Below are 20,631 nucleotides of genomic sequence, written 5' to 3'. Positions count from 1 at the left end.
GAGGTCGATCTGACCTATCTGCCGCAGGACGACGTTCAAGTATGAAATGGTTAATCCCCGGGATCTGGCTCGCCGCCATCCTGTTCGCCCACTTCCGAGGCCGAGTCAAACTGCCGCTGGGCCGGCAACTTCTGGACCACTCGGTGCTGCTCGCTCCCATCAATGCCTTCATGGTGCTGGCCTCGCGCGTGCCTCCCACCCCCTACCTGACGACCAGCGAAATCGCCGAACTGAAGGTGCTGGACGACAACTGGGAGACGATACGCGACGAAGCCGTGCAAATGGCGCAGATGCAGCACATCCGGGCCGCCGACGCCCATAACGACATCGGCTTCAATTCATTCTTCAAATACGGCTGGAAGCGGTTCTACCTGAAGTGGTATGACGCCCGCCACCCGTCCGCCGAAGAGCTCTGCCCCAAAACCGTTGCCATCCTGAAAACGCTGCCCAAGGTCAAGGCCGCCATGTTTGCCGAGCTGCCCCCGGGCGGTCAGCTGAACCCGCATCGCGATCCGTTCGCCGGCTCGCTGCGTTATCACCTGGGCCTGGTCACCCCGAACGATGACCGCTGCCACATCATCGTGGACGGCGAATCCTACAGCTGGCGCGACGGCGAAAGCGTCGTGTTCGACGAAACCTACGTGCACGAAGCCTACAACCACTCGGAACAGAACCGCATCATTCTGTTCTGCGACGTCGAGCGTCCGCTGAAATGGCGCTGGGCGGAGGCGTTCAACCGCTGGTTCGGGCGTGTGGTGATGTCGGCGGCCAGCTCGCCCAACGACGGCGGCGACCAAACCGGGGCCATCAACCGGCTGACGCACGCGCACTGGGTCATCGACCAAAAGCGCAAGGCGTTCAAGAACTGGAACCGCACCGTCTACAAGGCCACCAAGTACGGCCTGATCGCGCTGGTGATCGTGGGCTTTATCGCCCTGTAAAACCGGACGCCATCGGCGGGTGGCCCGCGCCACCCGCCCCCCCCTCAAGCGCCCTCAGCGCTTGAGCGATTCCCAGCTTTTCATCAGCCGCTTTACCGACACCGGCATCGGCGTGCGCAGTTCCTGCGCAAACAACGCCACCCGCAATTCTTCAAGCAACCACCGGAACTCGTCCAGGCGCGGGTCCGGCGCGCCCTTCAGCGCCGACCGCGCGCGCTGATATTGCGTCAGCAACGGCGCCATTTCCGCCACCAGTTTGGCGTCGCGCGCCGGGTCGGCACGCAGCTTGTCGATACGCGCCACGGCGGCCTTCAGGTAACGCGGGAAGTGCGACAACTGGGCGTCAGGCGTGTCGCGGATGAACCACTTGGGCATCAGCGCGCTTAATTGCTGTTGCAGGTCGGCATAGGCGGACGCGTGCGGCTTGGCCTGCGGCAGCTTGCGCTGCACGGCGGCGTACTCGGTCAGCACCGCGCCGGCCAGACGCGCAACCTCTTGGGCCAACAGCCCCAGCCTGCCCTTGCCTTCCGCGCGGCGGGCATCGAACTGCTGTTCGTTCACCGGCCAGGGTTCGGCCAGGCAGGCCTGGCCCAGCGCGCAGTCGATGATCTGGTCGCGCAATTCTTCCTGCGTGCCCAGCGTCATGTACAGCATGCTGATCTTGGTCAGGTCGGCCAGGTTCTTTTCCAGGAACTTGACCTGCTCGCGCAGGCCCAGCCGGAATAGCCGCAGCAGGCCGGCGCGATGATGCTTGCGCGCCTCGTCCGGGTCGTCAAACACGTCCAGGTCGCAATGCGTGCCGCGATCCACCAACGCCGGATAACCGATCACCGACTGCCCACGCCGCTTGATCTCCATGATTTCCGGCAAGGGGCCGAACGACCATGTCGTCAGGTTTTCGTGTGCCAGCGCCTGGGCCACCTGCGTATCGCTGGCGGCCAGTTGCTGGAACGTGGCCTGCGCCTGCTTGCCGAATTCAGCGCGCAGCTGCGCCAGGTTGCGCCCGGCCGCCAGCATGCGGCCGTGCTCGTCCACCACGCGGAAGTTCATGAACAAGTGCGCGGGCAAGGTCTCCAGCTTGAAGTCGCCCACGGCCGGGCGCACCTGCACCTGGTCCCACATGTCGGCAATGATGGCCTCGACCAGTCCTTGCTGCGGGTCGGCCTGGCGTTCAAACCAGCGGTCGTAAAAGCCGGCCGCGTAATCAGGCAGCGGCACGCAATGGCGACGCAGCTTCTGCGGCAACGACTTCAACAGCAAATGCACCTTTTCCTTCAGCATGCCGGGCACCAGCCATTCGCAGCGCGCCGGGTCGATCTGGTTCAGCGCGAACAAGGGCACCGACAGGGTCACGCCGTCGCGCGGGGAACCGGGCTCGAAGTGATAGTCCAGCGCCATCGTCACGCCCTGCCATTCCACCTTTTTAGGGAAGACATCGGTGGTGACGCCCGCGGCTTCGTGGCGCATGAGCTCGTCGCGCGTCAGCATCAGCTTGGCCGCGGCGGCCTTGTCCAGGCTGGACACCCACTTTTCCAGCGAGGCCGTCTGCGAGATATCCGCCGGCAACTGGCGGTCGTAGAAAGCAAAGATCAGTTCGTCGTCCACCAGAATGTCGGGGCGACGCGTCTGATGTTCCAGCTTTTCGATACCGGCGATCAGCTTGCGGTTATGCGCCACGAACGCCAGGCGCGTGTCGATCTCGCCCGGCACCAGGGCCTGGCGGATGAAGAGTTCGCGCGCCTGCGTCGGGTTGACGCGGCCATACTGGATGCGCCTGCCCGTGTAGATCGTCAGGCCATAGAGCGTGGCGCGCTCGTTGGCCACCACCTGCCCGGCCTTCTTTTCCCAACGCGGGTCCGACCAATTCTTGCGGATCAGATGCGCGCCCACCTTTTCCAGCCACACGGGGTCGATCCGTGCCACACAACGGGCATACAGGCGCGTGGTCTCGACCAATTCAGCCGCCATGATCCAGCGGCCGGCCTTCTTGACCAGGCGCGAACCCGGATGAATGTGGAAGCGGATTTCGCGCGCGCCCTGGTAATGGCCGCCTTCATCGCTTTTGAAACCGATATTGCCCAACAGGCCCGACAGCAGCGCCAGGTGCAGCTGTTCGTAGGTGGCTTCCGTCTGGTTCACGCGCCAGCCCTGCTCGCCCACCAGCGCGGCCAGTTGCGTGTGCACGTCGTGCCATTCGCGCAGCCGAATCGGCGACAGGAAGTTCTGCCGCAACAGGCCCACCAGCTTGCGCTGCGACGCCTTGTGCTGCACCTGTTCGCCATACCAGCGCCACAGTTTCAGGAAAGATATGAATTCCGATTTGTCGTCGGCAAACTTGGCGTGCGCGGCCTCGGCGGCTTCGCGCTCTTGCATGGGGCGGTCGCGCGCGTCCTGCACCGACAGGGCCGACGCGATGATCAGCATTTCGGCCAGGCATTGATGTTCGCGCGCGGCCAGGATCATGCGGCCGATACGCGGGTCCACCGGCAGCTTGGCCAGCTCATGGCCGGTTTCAGTCAGCACGAACGACGCGCCGGTGCGCGTGGCTTCGGCATCGTCATCGGAAGCGGAGGCCAGCTCAATCGCGCCCAGCTCTTGCAGCAGATGGTAGCCGTCGGCCACCGCGCGGCCCGGCGGCGCCTCGACGAACGGAAACTGTTCGATATCGTCGAGCTTCAGCGACTTCATCCGCAGGATGACGGACGCCAGCGACGAGCGCAGCACTTCCGGGTCGGTGAACGGCGCCCGGTTATTGAAGTCCAGCTCGTCGTAGAGCCGGATGCACAGGCCCGGCCCCACGCGGCCGCAGCGGCCGGCGCGCTGGTTGGCCGATGCGCGGCTGATGGGCTCGATGCGCAGCTGTTCAACCTTGTTGCGCCACGAATATCGCTTGATGCGCGCCAGCCCGCTATCGACCACGAACCGGATGCCGGGCACCGTCAGCGACGTTTCGGCTACGTTGGTAGCCAGCACGATGCGCCGCGCATTCGTGCGCGGGTGGAAGATCTGTTCCTGCTCGGCCTGCGACAGCCGCGCGTACAGCGGCAGCACTTCGGTGCCGGCCGGATGGCGCTTGCGCAGCGCTTCGGCGGATTCGCGGATTTCGCGTTCGCCGGGCAAGAACACCAGCACGTCGCCGGGGCCATGGCGCGCGCACTCGTCCACGGCGTCGACTATGGCGTCGATCAAGTCGCGCTCTTCGTCGCCCGACATGCGCTCGCGGTCGCGGCCGGGCTTGGCGGCGGGCACGGCGGCGTCTTCGGCCGGCTCTTCCCGCACCGGGCGGTAGCGCACTTCCACCGGGTACAAGCGGCCCGACACCTCGATGACCGGGGCGGGCTTGTCTTCCGAAGCCGCAAAGTGCTTGGCGAAGCGGTCGGCGTCGATGGTGGCCGACGTGATGATCAGTTTCAGATCCGGGCGGCGCGGCAGCAGCTGCTTCAGATAGCCCAGCAGGAAATCGATGTTCAGGCTGCGTTCGTGCGCCTCGTCGATGATGATGGTGTCGTAGCGGCGCAATAGCGGATCGCGCTGCGACTCGGCCAGCAGGATGCCGTCGGTCATCAGCTTGATGGACGCGTTGGGGCCGGTGCGGTCGTTAAAGCGCACCTGGTAGCCGACCACTTCGCCCATCGGCGTGTTCAGCTCTTCGGCGATGCGCTTGGCGACCGAGGTGGCGGCCAGGCGGCGCGGCTGGGTATGGCCGATCATCTTCTGACGGCCACGCCCCAGTTCCAGGCAGATCTTTGGCAGCTGCGTGGTCTTGCCCGAGCCGGTTTCCCCGCTGACGATCACGACCTGATGGCCCGCGATCGCACGCGCGATCTCTTGCCGCCGGGCACTGACGGGCAGGTCTTCTGGGTAGGTCACGGCAGGAATCGGCCGCTCGGGGCGATCCGCGCGCGGCGGGCGCTCCGGGCGTGCGGGACGCTCCGCGCGGGCAGGCCGCTCGGGACGCTCCGGGCGCTCCGGGCGCTCCGGGCGCTCCGGGCGTTCAGGACGTTCGGCGGGCGCCGGCCTTGCGGGCCGGCGGGCCGCGCGGGCGGCCTCGGCCGGGGCGGCAGACGCGTCGGGGGCCCCCGGGGAAGCCGCTTTGGGCGCCCGCGGGCGAGATGAATCAGGCATGTACGATAGTCCGGTTAGCCCGGCATTATAAATTTCTCTGGCGCCCCTGCCGGCGCCCCCTGGGCAAGGCACGGAAATCCGGCACTAAATTAGCCTTGATTTTCCGCCTGCGCCCCATCCCGTGGGCCATATAATTTCGCCACGCCGTCATGCGACGGCGCTATGACGCGGCAAGGCGCCGCGTTTTTACCGACTCTCAGGAATCCCTCCGCCCATCATGCCCGACCTGGAACCAGACACCGTCTCCGCCCTTGAAGCCCCGGAATTCGCACCCGCCCAATTCGTCCGATGGTTTCGAGACGTGGCGCCCTATGTGCATGCATTCCGAGGCAAGACGTTCGTGGTGGCGTTTGGCGGCGAACTGGTTCAGGCCGGCGCGCTCAATGCGTTGGTGCAGGACTTGTCGCTGCTGTCGTCGCTGGGCATCCGGCTCGTGCTGGTGCACGGGTCCCGCCCCCAGGTCAATGAACAGTTGCGCCTGAAGGGCTACACCCAGCAATTCGACCGTGGCCTGGCCCCCACCGACGCGGCCGCGCTGGAATGCGCCAAGGAAGCCGCGGGCGAAATCCGCCTGGATATCGAAGCGGCGTTCAGCCAGGGCTTGCCCAACACGCCGATGTCGCACGCGCACATCCGCGTCATTTCCGGCAACTTCGTCACCGCCCGCCCCACCGGCGTGCTCGAAGGGGTGGACTACAAGCACACCGGCCAGGTCCGCAAGATCGACGTCGAGGCGTTGAAATTCGCCATCGAAAAAGGCTCGTCCGTGGTGCTGCTGTCGCCCCTGGGCTTCTCGCCGACGGGCGACGCGTTCAACCTGGCCATGGAAGACCTGGCCACCAGCGTCGCCGTGGCCCTGCGCGCTGAAAAACTGATCTTCCTGTCGACCTCGCAGGGCGTGCTGAACGATGACGGCACGCTGGACACCGAACTGGCGCGCGTGGATGCCGACGCGTTGCTGGCAGGCGGCGAACTCGACGAGGAAACGCACGCGTTCCTGCAATACGCCTCGCTGGCGGTCAAGCGCGGCGTGGCCCGCGCCCACCTGCTGCCCTTTGCGCTGGACGGCAGCGTGCTGCTGGAAATCTTCACCCACGACGGCGTGGGCACCATGGTGGTCGAAGACACGCTGGACGATCTGCGCGCCGCCACGATCGACGACGTGGGCGCCATCCTGAGCCTGATCGAACCGCTGGAAGCGGACGGCACGCTGGTGCCGCGCCCGCGCAGCGTGATCGAGCGCGACGTGGAGAACTTCACCGTGCTGGAGCACGACGGCGTGATCTACGGCTGCGCGGCGCTGCACACCTTTGCCGACGAGCAGATGGCTGAAATGGCCTGCCTGATCGTGCACCCGGAATGGCAGGGCTCGGGCGAAGGCGAAATCCTGCTGCGCCACATGGAATCGCGCGCGCGCGCTTCCGGCGCCAAGCGCCTGTTCGTGCTGACCACCCGCACCTCGCACTGGTTCATGAAGCGCGGTTTCGTGCAGGGCGGCATTGCCGACCTGCCGCGTGAAAAGCAGAACAACTACAACCGGTCGCGCAACAGCCTCGTTTTCATCAAGAAGCTGTAATGCAGAAGCGGTAACGCAGCAGCTGTGACGCGCCGCCTGCGGGCCGTTCCCGCCGTACCGTCCCCAGCGTCCGAAGGGGCTTGGCGCCCTCGCCGCGCCAAGCCCGCTAAAATACGGCGTTATTCCTTATTCGGCAGCGAACCATGTCCCGTATCGTCAACTGTGTGAAATTGAAGCGTGAAGCCGAAGGGCTGGACTTTCCCCCCTACCCCGGTGAACTCGGCACGAAGATCTGGCAGAGCATTTCCAAGGAAGCCTGGGAAGAATGGAAGGCGATCCAGACGCGCCTGGTCAATGAAAACCGCCTGAACCTGGCTGACGCCCGCGCCCGCAAGTACTTGAAGGAACAGATGGAGCGCTTCCTGTTCGAAGACGGCACCGTCGAAGCCCACGGCTACGTTCCGCCGTCGGCCTGATCCGGCACTCGGCGGCCCATCACGAAGCCCCTCGTTCGCGAGGGGCTTTGCATTTTGGCCGCTGACGCGTGATCGCGGACACGCAAGCTGAAGCCGCCCTTAAGATCGAAGTTTGCCGGCCGTATTAATGCTGTCATGAAAGAAGAATCGCGCTTGCCTCTCCCCGCCGATCCGCCATCGTCCATCCAGCGCGCCATGCAGATCGAACCCGATCGCCAGACGGGTACGTTGCGCGATGTCAGGCACGTTGTCATCCTGATGCAGGAAAACCGGTCGTTCGATCATTATTTCGGCACACTGCCCGGCGTGCGAGGCTTTGCCGATCCCCACCCCGTGCCTACCCTCGCGGGCAACGTGCTGACGCAAACCGACGGCGCCGCCACTTGCCGCCCTTATGCGCTGCGCGCGGAACATGCCAGCGACACACCCGTGGGCTATATCACGCCGCACACCTGGCTTGATGCGCAAGACGCCTGGAACGACGGCCGCATGGACCACTGGTTATCGGCCAAGGGCCGCCTGGGGCTGGGCGCCTACACCGGCCAGGACGTGCCATTCCAGACTGCCCTGGCCAATGCATTCACCGTGTGCGACGCCTACCACTGTTCGCTGCACGCAGGCACCAATCCCAACCGCTTGTTTCTGTGGACCGGCACGAATGACCCCACTGGCGCGGCCGGCGGCCCGGCGCTGGTGAACACCCACGACAGGCTTGGCCCCGCCGCCGCCGGCTATCGCTGGACCACCTACCCCGAACGCCTGCAAGACGCCGGCGTGGACTGGCGCATCTACCAGGACATGGCGGACAACTTTCACGACAACCCGCTGGCAGGCTTCCGGCAGTATCGCGCGGCCTACGCCAGCGGCGCGGAATCGGCGCCGCTGCGCGACCGCGCCTTGTCCACCCACACGCTGGACGATCTGGCGCGCGATGTGGCAACGGGCCAGTTGCCGGCCGTGTCGTGGATCATCGCGCCGACCGTGGATTCCGAGCATCCTGAAGTGTCATCGCCCCAACAGGGCGGCGCCTACACCGAGCGCGTGCTGGACATCCTGACCAGCAACCCCGACACCTGGAGCCGCTGCGTATTCCTCGTCACCTATGACGAAAACGATTGCTTCTTTGACCACGCGCCGCCGCCGGCGCCCCCCGCGCGCCACAGCGACGGCGTTTCGGGCGGCCTGTCCACGGTGGAACTGGACGGCGAATACCACGACGCCCGATGCGGACCCAGCGCCGCGCCGGAAGATCCCGCCGCGCTGCACGGCCGCGCTTTCGGGCTGGGGCCGCGCGTGCCGATGCTGGTGGTCTCGCCCTGGAGCCGTGGCGGCTGGGTCAATTCGCAGGTGTTCGATCACACCTCGGTGATCCGCTTTCTTGAAGCGCGCTTTGGCGTGGCCGAACCGAATATCAGCGCATGGCGGCGGGCCGTGGCGGGTGACCTGACATCCGCGTTCGATTTCAGCGGCGACCGGGGCCCGCATCATCCCGACAGCAACCGCCACGCGTGTGCGCTGCCGTACGCGCTGGAAGCCGTGGGCCGCATGACGGCCGACTCCGAGCACTATCGGCTGACCCTGCGCAACCCCGGCAGCGCGGCCGCCGTGCTGCACGTTTACGACCGCCACGAGCTGGCGCGCGCCCCCCGGCGCTACACCATCGGCCCCGGCGCCCGGCTGGACGATGGCTGGCGCCTGGGCGCGGGCGGCGTCTACGATCTGTGGCTGCTGGGCCCGGACGGGTTTCATCGCCAATTCAAGGGCGATGCGCGCGACGGCGGCATGCTGGAGGCGCAGTTGGTGCCGGTGACTTCGGGCCTGCGCATCCGGCTGGTCAACCACAGCGATACGCCGCAACCGGTCAAGCTGGAATCGAACATGGGCGACGGCTGGCGCACGATGGCGCATGTGCAGGCGGGCGGCGCGTTGGAATTGAAGTACGTGGGCTGTGAAGGCTGGTACGACCTGCATATCAGCGCGCCCGCCATGCCGGCTTTCGGGCGCAGGCTTGCGGGGCGCATCGACGCCGGCAAGCCCGGCGTGCCCGACCCGCGGTTGTGCCAAGGGGCGGTGCTGCCGCTGTAGTGCGATGCGATGCGCTGCGGTGCGCTGCGGTGCGCTGCGATACGCGGCGGCGTAGGCCCCAAAAAAAAACCCGGCGCGATGCGTCGGGTTTTCCGTTTGTTCGCCTGCGTCGCCGCCTGCGGTCGTGTTTCGCGTTTACGCGTCGTCTTTCGACTCTTCCTCACCGCGCGCCAGGCGTTCGGTGTTCTTCACGCCCGTGTGACGCACGTCGGCGCCCTTAACCATGTAGATCACGCGTTCGCACATGTTCTTGGCGTGGTCGCCGATGCGCTCCAGCGCACGCGCAATGAAGATCATGTCGATGGCGCGCGAGATGGTGCGCGGGTCTTCGATCATGTAGGTAATGAGGTGACGCAGCGCGCCCTTCCATTCCTTGTCCACTTCCTTGTCGCTGCGCACGACGGCGGCGGCCTGGATCGGGTCAAGGCGGGCAAACGCGTCCAGCGCCTGATGCAGCATGGTGCGCACGGCGGCGGCCATGTGGCGCAGTTCGATCACGGGAATGTGGCGCAGTTCGGCCTCGTGGATGCGGCGCGCCACGGTGGCGACTTTCTCGGCCTCGTCGCCCGAGCGTTCCATGTCGGTCAGCATCTTGGACACGGCCATCAGCATGCGCAGGTCGATCGCGGTCGGCTGGTGCCGGGCAAGGATGCGGCTGATGCTCTCGTCGATCTCGACTTCGTGGCGGTTGACTTCCTTTTCCCGCTCACGGACTTTTTCCACCAGCGACAGGTCGCCGGTGGCCAGCGCGTCGATCGCTTCCTGGATCATGGCTTCCACCAAGCCGCCCATTTGCAAGAACTGCGAACGGACGCTTTCCAGATCGGCGTCGAACTGCTTGTTTGTATGCTCCGTCATCCGGGCTCCCTGCGTGGTTGATCTCATTGCATTGCCCCGAATTAGAAGAGTTACGAGATGGGCCTGCACAACCGGCAAGGTTATGACCCAAGTGTGACAGGATTATGAATCGGGGCCCCGCCGCCGGCAAGGCCGGGCGGAGCGGCAAGATCAATGCGCAGGCTGGCGGTCCAGGCGGCGGATGCCCGATTGCGTGGCCAGCAGCGCCACGTCGGCGCCGGCCAGCGCGAACAGGCCGCACGTGACCACGCCGGGCAGGTTGTTGACACGCGCCTCGAACGCGCGCGCATCCGAGATGGCCAGGCCCGACACATCCAGGATGATGTTGCCGTTGTCGGTGACGAATCCCTCGCGCAGGCGCGGCTGGCCACCCAGGGCCGTCAGGGCGCGCGCCACGGATTCGCGTGCCATCGGAATTACTTCCAGCGGCAGCGGAAACTTGCCCAGCGTCTGGACCAGCTTGGATTCGTCGGCGATGCAGATAAAACGTTCGGCCACCGAGGCCACGATCTTCTCGCGCGTCAGCGCGCCGCCGCCGCCCTTGATCATGGACAGGTCCGCGTCGATTTCGTCGGCGCCGTCCACGTAGATGGGCATGGTCGACACATCGTTCAGGTCCAGCACCTTCAGGCCGTGGCCGGCCAGGCGTGCCGCGCTGCGCTCAGAGCTGGCGACGGTGCCGCCGATGCGGCCCTTGAAACGCGCCAGGCCGTCGATGAACAGATCGGCCGTCGAGCCCGTGCCCACGCCGATGATGACGTCCGGGCCCGCGACCTGTTCAACGAATTGCAGGGCGGCGTCGGCGGCTTGTTGCTTGAGTTCTTGCTGGGAGAGCATGGCGGGAAGAATGCGGGAAGGTTGTTCAAGCCAGGAAATTTAGCATGCGGCGGCGGGCGGCCACGCACGCGCAAGGATCGCCGCCGTATCGGTGTCCGGCCCCAGTTCGCCGAACACCCCGCCGCCTGCTTGCAGCCGGCTGGCCACGAACGCCTCGGCAACGGCCGAGGGTGCATGCTGGATCAGCATTGCGGCCTGCCACAACCGCGCCAGGCCGCAGGCGATGCGGCGCGCCTGGAATTCGGCCCGCGCCGGGTCGGCCAGCAGCGCGCGCCAAGCAGACAGTGCGCGCCCAAAGCCCGCATGGCCGGCCGCCGGCGCGATTTCGCGTTCCAAAGCCGGCATGGCATCGGGCTCGCGTTGCAAGGCGCGCAGCACATCCAGCGCCATGACATTGCCCGAGCCTTCCCATATGGAATTGACGGGCGCCTCGCGGTACAGGCGCGGCATCGGCCCTTCTTCCACATAGCCGTTGCCGCCCCACACTTCCATGCATTCCGAGATGGCGTTGATGGCGCGCTTGCACACCCACAGCTTGGCGGCGGGCGTGCCCACACGGACCAACGCGCGGGCCTGCGCGTCGGCGCGTTCGTCCACGGCGCGGGCCAGCCGCAACGCCAACACCATCGCCGCCTCGCTTTCCAGGGCCAGGTCGGCCAGCACGTTGCGCATCAGCGGCTGCGCAATCAGCGGTTTGCCGAAGGCATGCCGATATTGCGCATGATGCAGCGACTGCACCACGGCCTGGCGCAGCAGCGCCGCGCTGCCCAGCACACAGTCCAGCCGCGTGGTGGCCGCCATTTCCAGCAGCACCGCCAGCCCGCGCCCGGGTTCGCCCACCATGACGCCCCAGGCATTTTCAAATTCAACTTCAGCGCTGGCGTTGCTGCGATTGCCCAGCTTGTCTTTCAAGCGGCGTACCCGAATGGCGTTGCGCGGCCCGTCCGGTATCCAGCGGGGCACGAAAAAGCAGCTGAGCCCTTCGTCCGTCTGTGCCAACACCAGGTGGGCATCCGCCTGCGGCACCGAAAAAAACCACTTGTGGCCCACCAGCTGATACGCGTTGCCCCGACCCGGTGTGCCCAGGGGCGCCGCTCGGGTGGTGACGGCGCGCAGGTCGGAACCCCCCTGCTTTTCGGTCAGGCCCATGCCGATCAACGCGCTGCGCTTGACGGCCAGGGGCGCATCCGCCGGATCGAAATCGCGCGAATACAGCGCGGGCATCCATTGCCCGGCAAAGTCCACCGCGCCGGCGGGCTCGCGTTGCAGCAGCGGCACGGCGGCAAACGTCATCGTGGTGGGGCATAGCGTGCCGGCCTCGACCTGCCCTTGCATCAGATAGGCGGCGGCGCGCGCCACCTGTGCGCCGGGCGTCGGTTGCGCCCAGGCGCGGCTGTGCAAGCCGCGCGCCAGGATGCCGCTCATGAGCAGATTCCAGGCCGGGTGAAATTCCACGTGATCAATGCGATGTCCGCCACGGTCATACGCAATCAGCCGGGGCGGGCAGCGGTTGGCTTCGTGCCCCGCCTCCAGCGTTTGCGCGCGCCCCAGCCACGCCCCGTGCGCGGCCAGGTCACCGTGCCAGGCCTCTGCGCCTTCGCGCCGCACCGCCTCCTGCAAGGCGGGGTCGGTGTCGTACAACGAATAGTCTTCCAGTACGGGAACCTGGTTCTGCACGGTGTGCGTGGCAAATGTGGCGGACGCGGCAGACGGGGCGGACGTAACCCGCGTGGCAAAGGAAGACATGGCGGCTCCTGAATGAAAGACTATCTGGCCATCGGCGCCACCTGTGCCCACGGCCGCAAGGCTTCAACCTGCGCTGCCAATTCCAGCAGCAACGCTTCGCTGCCCAACGCGCCCATTACCTGGATGCCGATGGGCAGGCCGTCGGAGGACATGCCGAACGGAATCGAGATGGCGGGCATGCCGGTCAGGTTGGCCAAGGGCGCGAACGGCGAATAGCCGATCACGCCCTTCTTGCCCAGACGGTAGGCCAGGTAGTCGGCGTTGTCCATGGCGTAACGGCCCAGCGGCGCCGGCGGCTGCGCCAACACCGGGCTCAGGAAAAGGTCATGCCCCTGGGCGCCATCGCGATGCAGGAAGCGGCCGATGCGGCGGGTGATTTCGTGGCAGGTGTCCACGCATGCCACGTACTGCGCGCCCGAAATGGCCCGGGCGTATTCCCGCGCGCCCAAGGTGGTGGGTTGCAATTCGTCGGCGGCCAGCCGGCGCCCGCGCGCGGCCACGAAGCCGTCGATGGCGTTGGCGGCGGCGCTGGCGATAAGCGGCAGCATGGGCGACAGCACCTCTTCCGAGCCCACGGGCGGCAGCGCCGGGATCAGCTCATGCCCCAGCGACGCAAAAAAGCGCGCGGCTTCGTCAACGGTGGCGGCAACCTCGGGGTGGATGGCCCCGCCTTCATAGGTGGTGTTGATGAAAGCGATGCGGCGGCGCGGCGCGTTGTGCGGGTCGGCGGCAACGCGGGCCACGACGGCTCGGTACGAGGGCGTGGCCAGCGCCGGCGCGGCGTAGGGCGCGCCCACGTCGGCCCCCGCGCTGATGTCCAGCGACGCGGCGCAATCGCGCACCGAAATCGTCATCATGTGTTCGGTGGCCAGGCCGCCCCAGCCTTCGCCCTTCAACGGTCCCAGGGGCATTAACCCCCGAGACGGCTTCAAGCCCAGCACGCCGCAGCAAGAGGCGGGGATGCGGATGGACCCGCCGCCGTCGCTGCCGTGCGCAATGCGAACCATGCCGCTGGCCAGCGCCGCGCCCGCGCCGCCGCTGGACCCGCCCGCGCTATGGCCGGCCTTCCAGGGGTTTTGGGTGGGAGGCCCGTAGACGGGGGATTCGGTGGTGGGGCTCAGGCCCAATTCGGCGCTGGTGGTACGCCCGAATGGAATCAGCCCGGCGCGGCGGTAACGCTTGACGATTTCGGCGTCCACGTCCCATTGCACCTGCCCGTACAGCACCGACCCCATGGCGCTGGGCAGGCCTAGCGCCGCCGTGCCCAGATCCTTGAGCAAGGTCGGCACGCCCAGGAAGGGCCGGGTATTCAGCTGCGCCAGCCGTTGTTCGGGGGACAAGGCGGCCAGTTCGTCGTCCAGCGCCTGGGCCAGCCGCAAGCCGGTGTCGGCCTGGACGCCGCACGCGGCGTTGATGGAGGGATTGCGCGTCGCTACCCGCTCCACGGCCTGCTGCATCGCAGCAAACGCGGTAGTGACCCCCTGGGCGATATCGGCGCCCAGCGCCGTCGCGTCGAGGGATGAGGAATCATGGCGGTCAGCGGTGCTCATGCTTGCGATGCTCCAGGGGTTCGACGGCGAAATGCCGCACATGCCAGGATATCGACAGTCCGCGTCAGCAACAAGCCGGCCCCGCGAGCGGGCCGGCGCCATGTCCGCCGGCTGCGGCTGGCGGGCGCCGGAAGAGGCGCCCGAAAACGCGCCGGACGATGCGCCGGACGATGTGCCCGAAGATGTGCCCGAGGAGCCGGTGGAGGCGGCGCCCGCTACGCCTCGGGAGTTGCCCCCGACGCCGCCCCGGAAGATGGCCGTTGAGCGGCATCCCCCGTGCCGTCGCCGCCGTCGAAGTCTGCGCCGTCGCCGCCTTCCCGGTTGTCGGCCACGTCCGCGCCTTCCGCCAACAAGCGCAACGCATCTGCTTCAGGCAACGCTTCGACGTTCCGCAGGTTTTTCAGCATGGCGCGGGTGCGTACTTCGGTCTGGCCGATCTTGTTGCTGGCCGTGTCCAGCGTCTTCTTCACGCTGGCCAGCGCGTCGCCGAACTTGCCGAATTCCGTTTTGACGGCGCGCAGCACCTGCCACACCTCGGACGACCGCTGCTCGATCGCCAAGGTCCGAAAGCCCATCTGCAAGCTGTTCAAAAGCGCGGCCAGGTTGCTGGGACCGGCCACGTTGATGCGCAGGTCGTGCAGTTTGTCCAGCAAGCCGGGGCGGCGCAGCACCTCGGCGTACAGGCTTTCCGTGGGCAGGAACATGATGGCGAAGTCGGTCGTGTGCGGCGGCGACACGTATTTACCGGCGATCAGTCGCGCTTGCAGTTCGACGGCGCGGCCCAACGCGGCCCCCGCGGCCTTCACGCCTTCCGCGTCGGCCGCGTCCTGCGCATCCATCAGGCGTTCGTATTCTTCCTTGGGGAATTTGGCGTCGATCGGCAACCAGACGGGCGTGCCGCCGTCACCGCGACCCGGCAGGCGGATGGCGAATTCCACCACCGCATCGCTGCCCGGTACCGGCTTGATGTTGCTGGCGTATTGGTCAGGCGTCATGTTGTCTTCGATCAACCGCGCCAACTGCACTTCGCCCCAGGTGCCGCGCGACTTCACGTTGGTCAGCACGCGTTTCAGATCGCCCACGCCCGCGGCCAAAGCCTGCATTTCGCCCAGCCCCTTGTGCACGGCTTCCAGGCGGTCGGACACGAGCTTGAACGATTCGCCCAGGCGCTGCTCCAGCGTGGCGTGCAGCTTTTCGTCCACGGTGCGACGCATCTCGTCCAGCTTGGCGCTGTTGTCGGTTTGCAGGGATTGCAGGCGCTGGTCGACGGTGGCGCGCACTTCCATCAGGCGGCGCTCGTTGATCTGGATCAGCCCTTGCAACTGCTCGCCGAAGCCGGCCGCGAAACGGGCCAGCGACTCGGCCGATTCGGCCCGCGCGGCTTGCGCGTCGCGCGCCAGACCGGCGCGCAGTTCGCCCTGCTGCTGCCCCAGTTCCACCCGCAACGCGCGGGTCGAATCCGAAAACTCGCTGCGCAGGCCGCGCTGGCCCTCCGCGATATCCGCGCGCAACGCGCGCTCGGTTCGTTCCAGGCCCTCCAGCAGCGCATCCAGGCGCGCATGGTCGGCCGACGGCCGCAGCCACGCCAACACGGCCGCCACACAAGCCAGCACCGCGCCGCCCGCGGCGACCCAAAGCAGAATGTCATTCAAAACAGGCATCTCCAAAGGCGCAAATTGTAGGCCGCATCATCGTCGCGTTGTAACCAAACGACAAGCGATGTCGCATGCCGCCCGACGCCGCCGCCCCAACGGGATTAAACTTCCCGAACCCTGAACACAGCGTTCGAGCCAATTTGAATTCCGCCAACCCCTTCTCCGCCCAGTCCGGCTCAAGCTTTCAATCGGTATTCGGCCCCCTGGACCTGAATACGCAAAAGCCGCTGATCACCGGCGGCGATCGTCACATTTTCCAGCACCCGAACGTTCCCGCCTTGCTGGTCAAGGTCATGGATATGCAGGCCCGCGCGGTCTACCTGGAAGCGCGGCCGTTCAAGCGTTGGTACAAGCAGTACCAGCGGGAAAGCGCCTACCGCGTCTACCTGAACGAGATCGCCGAATACGTCACCACCACCACGCGCCCATCGGGCGTGTGGCAGGTGCCGATGGCGCGCATCCTGGGCGTGGCGCAGACCTCCCTGGGCCTCGGGCTGGTCGTCGAGAAGATCACGGACGCCGAGGGCAACATGGCCCCCACCGTGGCGGACCTGGCCAAGCAAGGCCGCGTGGACGCCAAGTTCTTCGAACAACTGGACGAATTCTTCGACGACCTGGCGGACGCGCACGTCGTGCTGCACGACATATCGGCCAGCAATATCGCCTGTGGCCTGAACGCCGATGGCAAACCGGGCATGTATCTGGTGGACGGCTTCGGCGTGTTGCCGCTGGTGCCGGTGTACGCGTGGAGCAAAAGCCTTAACCGCAAGCGCATCGCCCGCAAGTACGGAAGAATGCGCAAGTCCTTGCAGGCGCGCATCGACGCCGCGAACAAAGCCCGGGCGGCCTCGGGCACGCCAAGCGCCTAGCGCGCTCCGGGCAATCCCGGCGCTTCGGGCAGCACGACGCCCTGGCGGTCCACCCACACATAGTCATGGCCCGCGCGCTGGCCGCGCCGCAGCGGATTGCGCGTGCAGAACGCGGCGTACGCCGGGTCTACGAAACGGTAATGCAGATGCTCGTCGCGCCCGGGCGGAATGCCCAGGCGCGTGGTGCAGATCAGCGCGTCGGGCGAATCGCCCACATCCTGCACGTACAGCGCATCAGGATCGAAACGGCGCGCATCCCACTGCGGCACCTTCAGCCCCAACGACCGGCACAGCAGGGTCTGCCCCGCGCACAAGCGCGATGGCGGGCGCGGCAAGCCTTGCGCATCGGGATTCAGCGCCTGCATCCGGGCCAGCGCATCCGGGCCGGATAGTGCGTCCGTCCAGGGGTAAGCGGACTTGATCAGCACGGCGTTGCCGGGACCGGCAGCGCTGAAGTTCAGCGAATCGCCGCCCCGCGCGTAATACATGTAGATGACGCCGCCGTCCATGAACAGCGCGCGGCGTTTGTGGGTGTAGCCCAGTGACGCGTGGCTGCCCTTCTCTTCCAGGTAGTACGCCTCGGTTTCGATGATGCGCACCGACAGCCACATCCCGTCCACCCGGTGGCGGATGACCTTGCCCAGCAGGTCGCGAGCCAGGGTGCAGGCATCGCGGTCAAAAAAAGCATCGGGCAGCGCCTCGCCGGCGCCGCGCGATGCCTGATTGGGGGAAGCGGACTTTGCAGCCGTCATCGCAACCCGCGTGGCGTCAGGCGAAGCGTTCGCCGTAGCGCTTTTCGCTGAAGCCCACGGTGACTTCGCCGTCGGGCGTCACGGTGACGGGGCGGCGCACCAACGCCGGGTATTCGGCAATCAGGTCGCTCCATTGCTTGTCGGTATGGGCCGACTTGCGGTCTTCCGGCAGGTTGCGCCACGTCATGGACGAGCGGTTGACCAGCTTTTCCCAGCCGCCGACCTGCTCGGACCACGATTTCAGCGTGGCCGCATCAACCGGTTCGTCCCGGTAATCCACAAAGGCGTGGTCAACGCCATGTTCGGACAGCCAGTCGCGCGCCTTGACGCAGGTGCTGCACTTGGTCAAGCCATACAGGGTGGTTTGCTTCATTTGGATTCAGACTCCTTGCGCCATTGCAGGCGGTTGGCCAGGATCACGCACGTGCCCACGGCCAGAATGAACAAGGTGGCCAGCGCGTTGATCTCGGGCTTGAGCCCCAGCCGCACCCGCGAAAACACTTCCATCGGCAGCGTGCTGGAGCTGGGGCCGGACAGGAACGAGGCCAGCACGACATCATCCAGCGACAGCGTGAAAGACAGCAGCCAGGCCGACGCCAGCGCCGGTGCGATCAGCGGCAACGTAATCTTGAAAAACACGGTGATGGGGGTGGCGCCAAGATCCAGCGCGGCCTCTTCCAGCGAGCGGTCCAGATCGCGGATACGGGTCTGAATGACCACGGCCACGAACGCCATGCACAGCGTCACGTGCCCGACCCAGATCGTGAACACCCCGTTTTCCGACGGCCAGCCCAGGCTGCCGCGCAGTTCCACGAACATCAACAGCAGCGAAATGCCCAGCACGACTTCGGGTATGACCAGCGGCGCGCTCAACATGCCCACGTACAGCGCAAACCCGCGAAACCGCCCCATGCGACCCAGCACGTACCCCGCCCACGTGCCGATGATGACGGCGGCGGTGGCCGTCATCGCGGCGATGCGAAACGACAGCCACGCCGCGCGCAGCAGCGCATCGTCGTTGGCCAGCGCGTGATACCAGCGCAAGGAAAAGCCCGCCCACGACGTCACGGTGGGCGACTCGTTGAACGAGAACACCATCAGGCTGATGATGGGCACATACAGGAAGAAATATCCCAGCCCCAGCACCACGGCGCGCAATGTCTTGTTGGGGCCCTTCATTTGCGGCCTCCGTTGGCTTGTTCCTGCTGCTTGACCTGGTTGTACTGGAAGACGACAAGCGGCACGAGCAAGAGCAGCACCATCACGCAGGTGACGGCGGACGCCATCGGCCAATCGGCGTTATTGAAGAATTCGTTCCACATGACGCGGCCCATCATCAGCGTATTGGCGCCACCCAGCATTTCAGGAATGACGTATTCCCCCACCGCCGGGATGAACACCAGCATGGCGCCCGCGATGACACCCTGGCGCGACAGCGGCACGGTGATTTGCCAGAACGCCTGCCACGGCTTGGCGCCCAGGTCGTAGGCGGCTTCCAGCAGGCGCAAGTCCATTTTCACCAGCGTGGCGTACAGCGGCAGGATGAAGAACGGCAGATACGCGTAGACCATGCCGATATACACGGCCACGTCGGTGCGATAGATTTCCAGCGGGCTGGAAATAATGCCCAGGCTTTGCAGCAGGTTGTTCAAGAGCCCGTCGTTGCGCAGGATGCCGACCCACGCATACACGCGCAGCAGCAGCGACGTCCAGAACGGCAGAATCACGCCTAGCAGCAGCAGGTTGCGCACCCGAGGCGAAGAGCGCGCGATGTAGTAGGCGATGGGGTAGCCGATCAGCACGCAGATAAGCGTGGTGATGCCGGCGATCTTCACCGAGCTGAGGTAGGTCTTGAAATACAGGCTGTCGGTGAACAACAGGATGTAGCCGCGCAGGTGCAGGCTGAACTGCACGGCCTCGTCCTGAAATTCGGCCAGCGACGTATACGGCGGAATGCCGAATTTGACTTCGGCAAAGCTGATCTTCAATACCAGCAGGAAGGGCAGCAGCAGGAACAGCACCAGCCAGGCAAACGGCGGCACCACCGCCAGCGCCCGGCCGGACGGCAACCAGTCGCGGGGCGAAAAACGAATCATGACGCCAGCACCGTCGCGCTGTCGGCGCCCCAGCTGACGAAGATTTCTTCGTCGATGCCCGGCGCGTCCATTTGGGCCAGCAGCAGGCTGGGGACGCTGGCCTCAACCGTCTTGCCCGAATCCAGACGGATCTGATACAGGGCATAGCTGCCCATCCAGGCCATGTGGCTGACCATGCCGTGGGCCCAGTTGTATTCGCCTTCGGGTTGGTCGCGCGACACCAGCAGGCGCTCGGGCCGGATGGACACGTGCACTTCCATGCCCAGCGGTTCGCTGACGCCGTGGTTCACGAACAGGGGCCGCGTCAGTTCCGCGCATTCGATGGCGACGTGGTCGGGTTCGTCCACCACGATGGTGCCGGTGAACATATTGGTCGAACCGATGAAGCTGGCCACGAAACGCGAATTCGGAAAGGCGTAGACGTCCTGCGGCGTGCCGCACTGGACGATCTGGCCTTCGGTCATGACGGCCAGGCGGTGGGCCATGGTCATGGCTTCTTCCTGGTCGTGCGTAACCATGATGCAGGTCACGCCCACCTGTTCAAGGATCTTCACCAGTTCGATCTGCGTCTTCTGGCGGATCTGCTTGTCCAGCGCAGACATCGGTTCGTCCAGCAGCAACAGCTTGGGGCGCTTGACCAGGCTGCGCGCCAGCGCCACGCGCTGCTGCTGGCCGCCCGACAACTGGTGCGGCTTGCGGCGCGAATAGCCGGCCATCTGGACCAGGTCCAGCGCTTCGAAGACGCGGTCGTGGATTTCGGCGCGGTCCACGCCTTCCTGCTTCAAGCCGAAGGCCACGTTGGCCTCGACCGTCATGTGCGGGAACAGCGCGTACGACTGGAACATCATGTTCACGGGCCGGCGGTACGGCGGCACGCTGGTGATGTCCTCGCCGTCCAGCAGGATCTGACCCGAGGTGGCGTCCTCGAAACCGGCCAGCATGCGCAGCAAGGTGGACTTGCCGCTGCCGGAGCTTCCCAGCAGCGCGAAGATCTCGTTGCGCTTGACGGACAGGTTGACGGAACGCACGGCGACCACATCGCCAAAAATCTTGACCACATCGGACACCCGGACGAATTCGTCCGGGTCCACCGTATGCGGCGCCGAGTAACGGCTATCGCTCATG

The 20,631-nt window shown here is 66.0% G+C and carries 16 protein-coding genes; 5 read left to right on the top strand and 11 right to left on the bottom strand.

The window, feature by feature from the left end:
* The first annotated feature begins 41 nt into the window (after positions 1 to 41).
* Positions 42 to 941: a lipid A hydroxylase LpxO gene (gene lpxO, locus V6F88_RS27565; RefSeq protein ID WP_332613485.1), complete on the top strand. Its 900-nt coding sequence runs from the start codon at positions 42 to 44 to the stop codon at positions 939 to 941.
* A 54-nt stretch (positions 942 to 995) separates the two neighbouring features.
* Here the strand turns inward: lpxO and hrpA are convergent, their stop codons facing one another.
* On the bottom strand, positions 996 to 5,066 hold the full coding sequence (hrpA, locus tag V6F88_RS27560) for an ATP-dependent RNA helicase HrpA (RefSeq protein ID WP_332613484.1): 4,071 nt from the start codon (positions 5,064 to 5,066) through the stop codon (positions 996 to 998).
* Positions 5,067 to 5,283: 217 nt separating this feature from the next.
* Here hrpA and argA point away from each other — a divergent pair, with 217 nt between their 5' ends.
* From argA to V6F88_RS27545, 3 genes are all read left to right on the top strand, one after another.
* Positions 5,284 to 6,642 carry an amino-acid N-acetyltransferase gene (argA, locus tag V6F88_RS27555; protein ID WP_046805463.1) on the top strand — a complete coding sequence of 453 codons (1,359 nt, stop codon included), beginning with the start codon at positions 5,284 to 5,286 and terminating at the stop codon, positions 6,640 to 6,642.
* A 143-nt stretch (positions 6,643 to 6,785) separates the two neighbouring features.
* On the top strand, positions 6,786 to 7,058 hold the full coding sequence (locus V6F88_RS27550; protein ID WP_006218476.1) for an oxidative damage protection protein: 273 nt from the start codon (positions 6,786 to 6,788) through the stop codon (positions 7,056 to 7,058).
* Between the two features lie 135 nt (positions 7,059 to 7,193).
* Entirely contained in the window at positions 7,194 to 9,143 is a 1,950-nt protein-coding gene (locus tag V6F88_RS27545; RefSeq protein WP_332613483.1) for a phosphocholine-specific phospholipase C, read from the top strand.
* Between the two features lie 135 nt (positions 9,144 to 9,278).
* Here V6F88_RS27545 and phoU read toward each other — a convergent pair whose 3' ends face one another.
* The 5 genes from phoU to rmuC form a co-directional block, all read right to left on the bottom strand.
* On the bottom strand, positions 9,279 to 10,001 hold the full coding sequence (phoU, locus tag V6F88_RS27540) for a phosphate signaling complex protein PhoU (RefSeq protein WP_332613482.1): 723 nt from the start codon (positions 9,999 to 10,001) through the stop codon (positions 9,279 to 9,281).
* A gap of 150 nt (positions 10,002 to 10,151) precedes the next feature.
* The gene (gene rpiA, locus V6F88_RS27535; protein WP_332613481.1) at positions 10,152 to 10,838 is read right to left on the bottom strand and encodes a ribose-5-phosphate isomerase RpiA; all 687 of its coding nucleotides are present in this window, start codon (positions 10,836 to 10,838) and stop codon (positions 10,152 to 10,154) included.
* A 39-nt stretch (positions 10,839 to 10,877) separates the two neighbouring features.
* On the bottom strand, positions 10,878 to 12,584 hold the full coding sequence (locus tag V6F88_RS27530) for an isovaleryl-CoA dehydrogenase (protein ID WP_332613480.1): 1,707 nt from the start codon (positions 12,582 to 12,584) through the stop codon (positions 10,878 to 10,880).
* A 20-nt stretch (positions 12,585 to 12,604) separates the two neighbouring features.
* Positions 12,605 to 14,134, bottom strand: coding sequence for an amidase (locus V6F88_RS27525; protein WP_332613479.1), 1,530 nt, complete (start codon positions 14,132 to 14,134; stop codon positions 12,605 to 12,607).
* A gap of 215 nt (positions 14,135 to 14,349) precedes the next feature.
* A complete protein-coding gene (gene rmuC / locus V6F88_RS27520; protein ID WP_442880413.1) occupies positions 14,350 to 15,786 on the bottom strand; it encodes a DNA recombination protein RmuC in 1,437 nt (478 codons plus the stop codon).
* A gap of 143 nt (positions 15,787 to 15,929) precedes the next feature.
* Between rmuC and V6F88_RS27515 the strand changes: the two genes are divergently transcribed.
* Entirely contained in the window at positions 15,930 to 16,658 is a 729-nt protein-coding gene (locus V6F88_RS27515) for a PhoP regulatory network YrbL family protein (protein ID WP_332613477.1), read from the top strand.
* Here V6F88_RS27515 and V6F88_RS27510 read toward each other — a convergent pair.
* Genes V6F88_RS27510 through V6F88_RS27490 form a run of 5 tightly spaced genes read right to left on the bottom strand, consistent with a single transcriptional unit; the run spans position 16,655 to position 20,630 of the window.
* On the bottom strand, positions 16,655 to 17,410 hold the full coding sequence (locus V6F88_RS27510) for a DNA-3-methyladenine glycosylase (RefSeq protein WP_332613476.1): 756 nt from the start codon (positions 17,408 to 17,410) through the stop codon (positions 16,655 to 16,657). The two genes, V6F88_RS27515 and V6F88_RS27510, sit on opposite strands and share 4 nt — an antisense overlap.
* A 16-nt stretch (positions 17,411 to 17,426) precedes the next feature.
* A complete protein-coding gene (locus tag V6F88_RS27505; protein WP_332613475.1) occupies positions 17,427 to 17,783 on the bottom strand; it encodes a Spx/MgsR family RNA polymerase-binding regulatory protein in 357 nt (118 codons plus the stop codon).
* Positions 17,780 to 18,589, bottom strand: a complete 810-nt coding sequence (locus V6F88_RS27500; protein ID WP_332613474.1) for an ABC transporter permease subunit — start codon at positions 18,587 to 18,589, stop codon at positions 17,780 to 17,782. The genes V6F88_RS27505 and V6F88_RS27500 overlap by 4 nt, the downstream gene beginning before the upstream one ends.
* Positions 18,586 to 19,506, bottom strand: coding sequence for an ABC transporter permease subunit (locus V6F88_RS27495; RefSeq protein WP_332613473.1), 921 nt, complete (start codon positions 19,504 to 19,506; stop codon positions 18,586 to 18,588). The genes V6F88_RS27500 and V6F88_RS27495 overlap by 4 nt, the downstream gene beginning before the upstream one ends.
* A complete protein-coding gene (locus V6F88_RS27490; protein ID WP_332613472.1) occupies positions 19,503 to 20,630 on the bottom strand; it encodes an ABC transporter ATP-binding protein in 1,128 nt (375 codons plus the stop codon). The genes V6F88_RS27495 and V6F88_RS27490 overlap by 4 nt, the downstream gene beginning before the upstream one ends.
* Between the last annotated feature and the right edge of the window lies 1 nt (position 20,631).

It is taken from the genome of Achromobacter sp. ESBL13 (assembly GCF_036668755.1).
GTDB lineage: Bacteria > Pseudomonadota > Gammaproteobacteria > Burkholderiales > Burkholderiaceae_B > Achromobacter.
This window is presented reverse-complemented; position numbering and strand designations above follow the sequence as displayed.

Bases quoted from the DNA above. Each gene is read 5' to 3' on its own strand.
- lpxO (WP_332613485.1), top strand. From the start codon at position 42: ATGAAATGGTTAATCCCCGGGATCTGGCTCGCCGCCATCCTGTTCGCC.
- hrpA (WP_332613484.1), bottom strand. From the start codon at position 5,066: ATGCCTGATTCATCTCGCCCGCGGGCGCCCAAAGCGGCTTCCCCGGGG.
- argA (WP_046805463.1), top strand. From the start codon at position 5,284: ATGCCCGACCTGGAACCAGACACCGTCTCCGCCCTTGAAGCCCCGGAA.
- V6F88_RS27550 (WP_006218476.1), top strand. From the start codon at position 6,786: ATGTCCCGTATCGTCAACTGTGTGAAATTGAAGCGTGAAGCCGAAGGG.
- V6F88_RS27545 (WP_332613483.1), top strand. From the start codon at position 7,194: ATGAAAGAAGAATCGCGCTTGCCTCTCCCCGCCGATCCGCCATCGTCC.
- phoU (WP_332613482.1), bottom strand. From the start codon at position 10,001: ATGACGGAGCATACAAACAAGCAGTTCGACGCCGATCTGGAAAGCGTC.
- rpiA (WP_332613481.1), bottom strand. From the start codon at position 10,838: ATGCTCTCCCAGCAAGAACTCAAGCAACAAGCCGCCGACGCCGCCCTG.
- V6F88_RS27530 (WP_332613480.1), bottom strand. From the start codon at position 12,584: ATGTCTTCCTTTGCCACGCGGGTTACGTCCGCCCCGTCTGCCGCGTCC.
- V6F88_RS27525 (WP_332613479.1), bottom strand. From the start codon at position 14,134: ATGAGCACCGCTGACCGCCATGATTCCTCATCCCTCGACGCGACGGCG.
- V6F88_RS27510 (WP_332613476.1), bottom strand. From the start codon at position 17,410: ATGACGGCTGCAAAGTCCGCTTCCCCCAATCAGGCATCGCGCGGCGCC.
- V6F88_RS27505 (WP_332613475.1), bottom strand. From the start codon at position 17,783: ATGAAGCAAACCACCCTGTATGGCTTGACCAAGTGCAGCACCTGCGTC.
- V6F88_RS27500 (WP_332613474.1), bottom strand. From the start codon at position 18,589: ATGAAGGGCCCCAACAAGACATTGCGCGCCGTGGTGCTGGGGCTGGGA.
- V6F88_RS27495 (WP_332613473.1), bottom strand. From the start codon at position 19,506: ATGATTCGTTTTTCGCCCCGCGACTGGTTGCCGTCCGGCCGGGCGCTG.
- V6F88_RS27490 (WP_332613472.1), bottom strand. From the start codon at position 20,630: ATGAGCGATAGCCGTTACTCGGCGCCGCATACGGTGGACCCGGACGAA.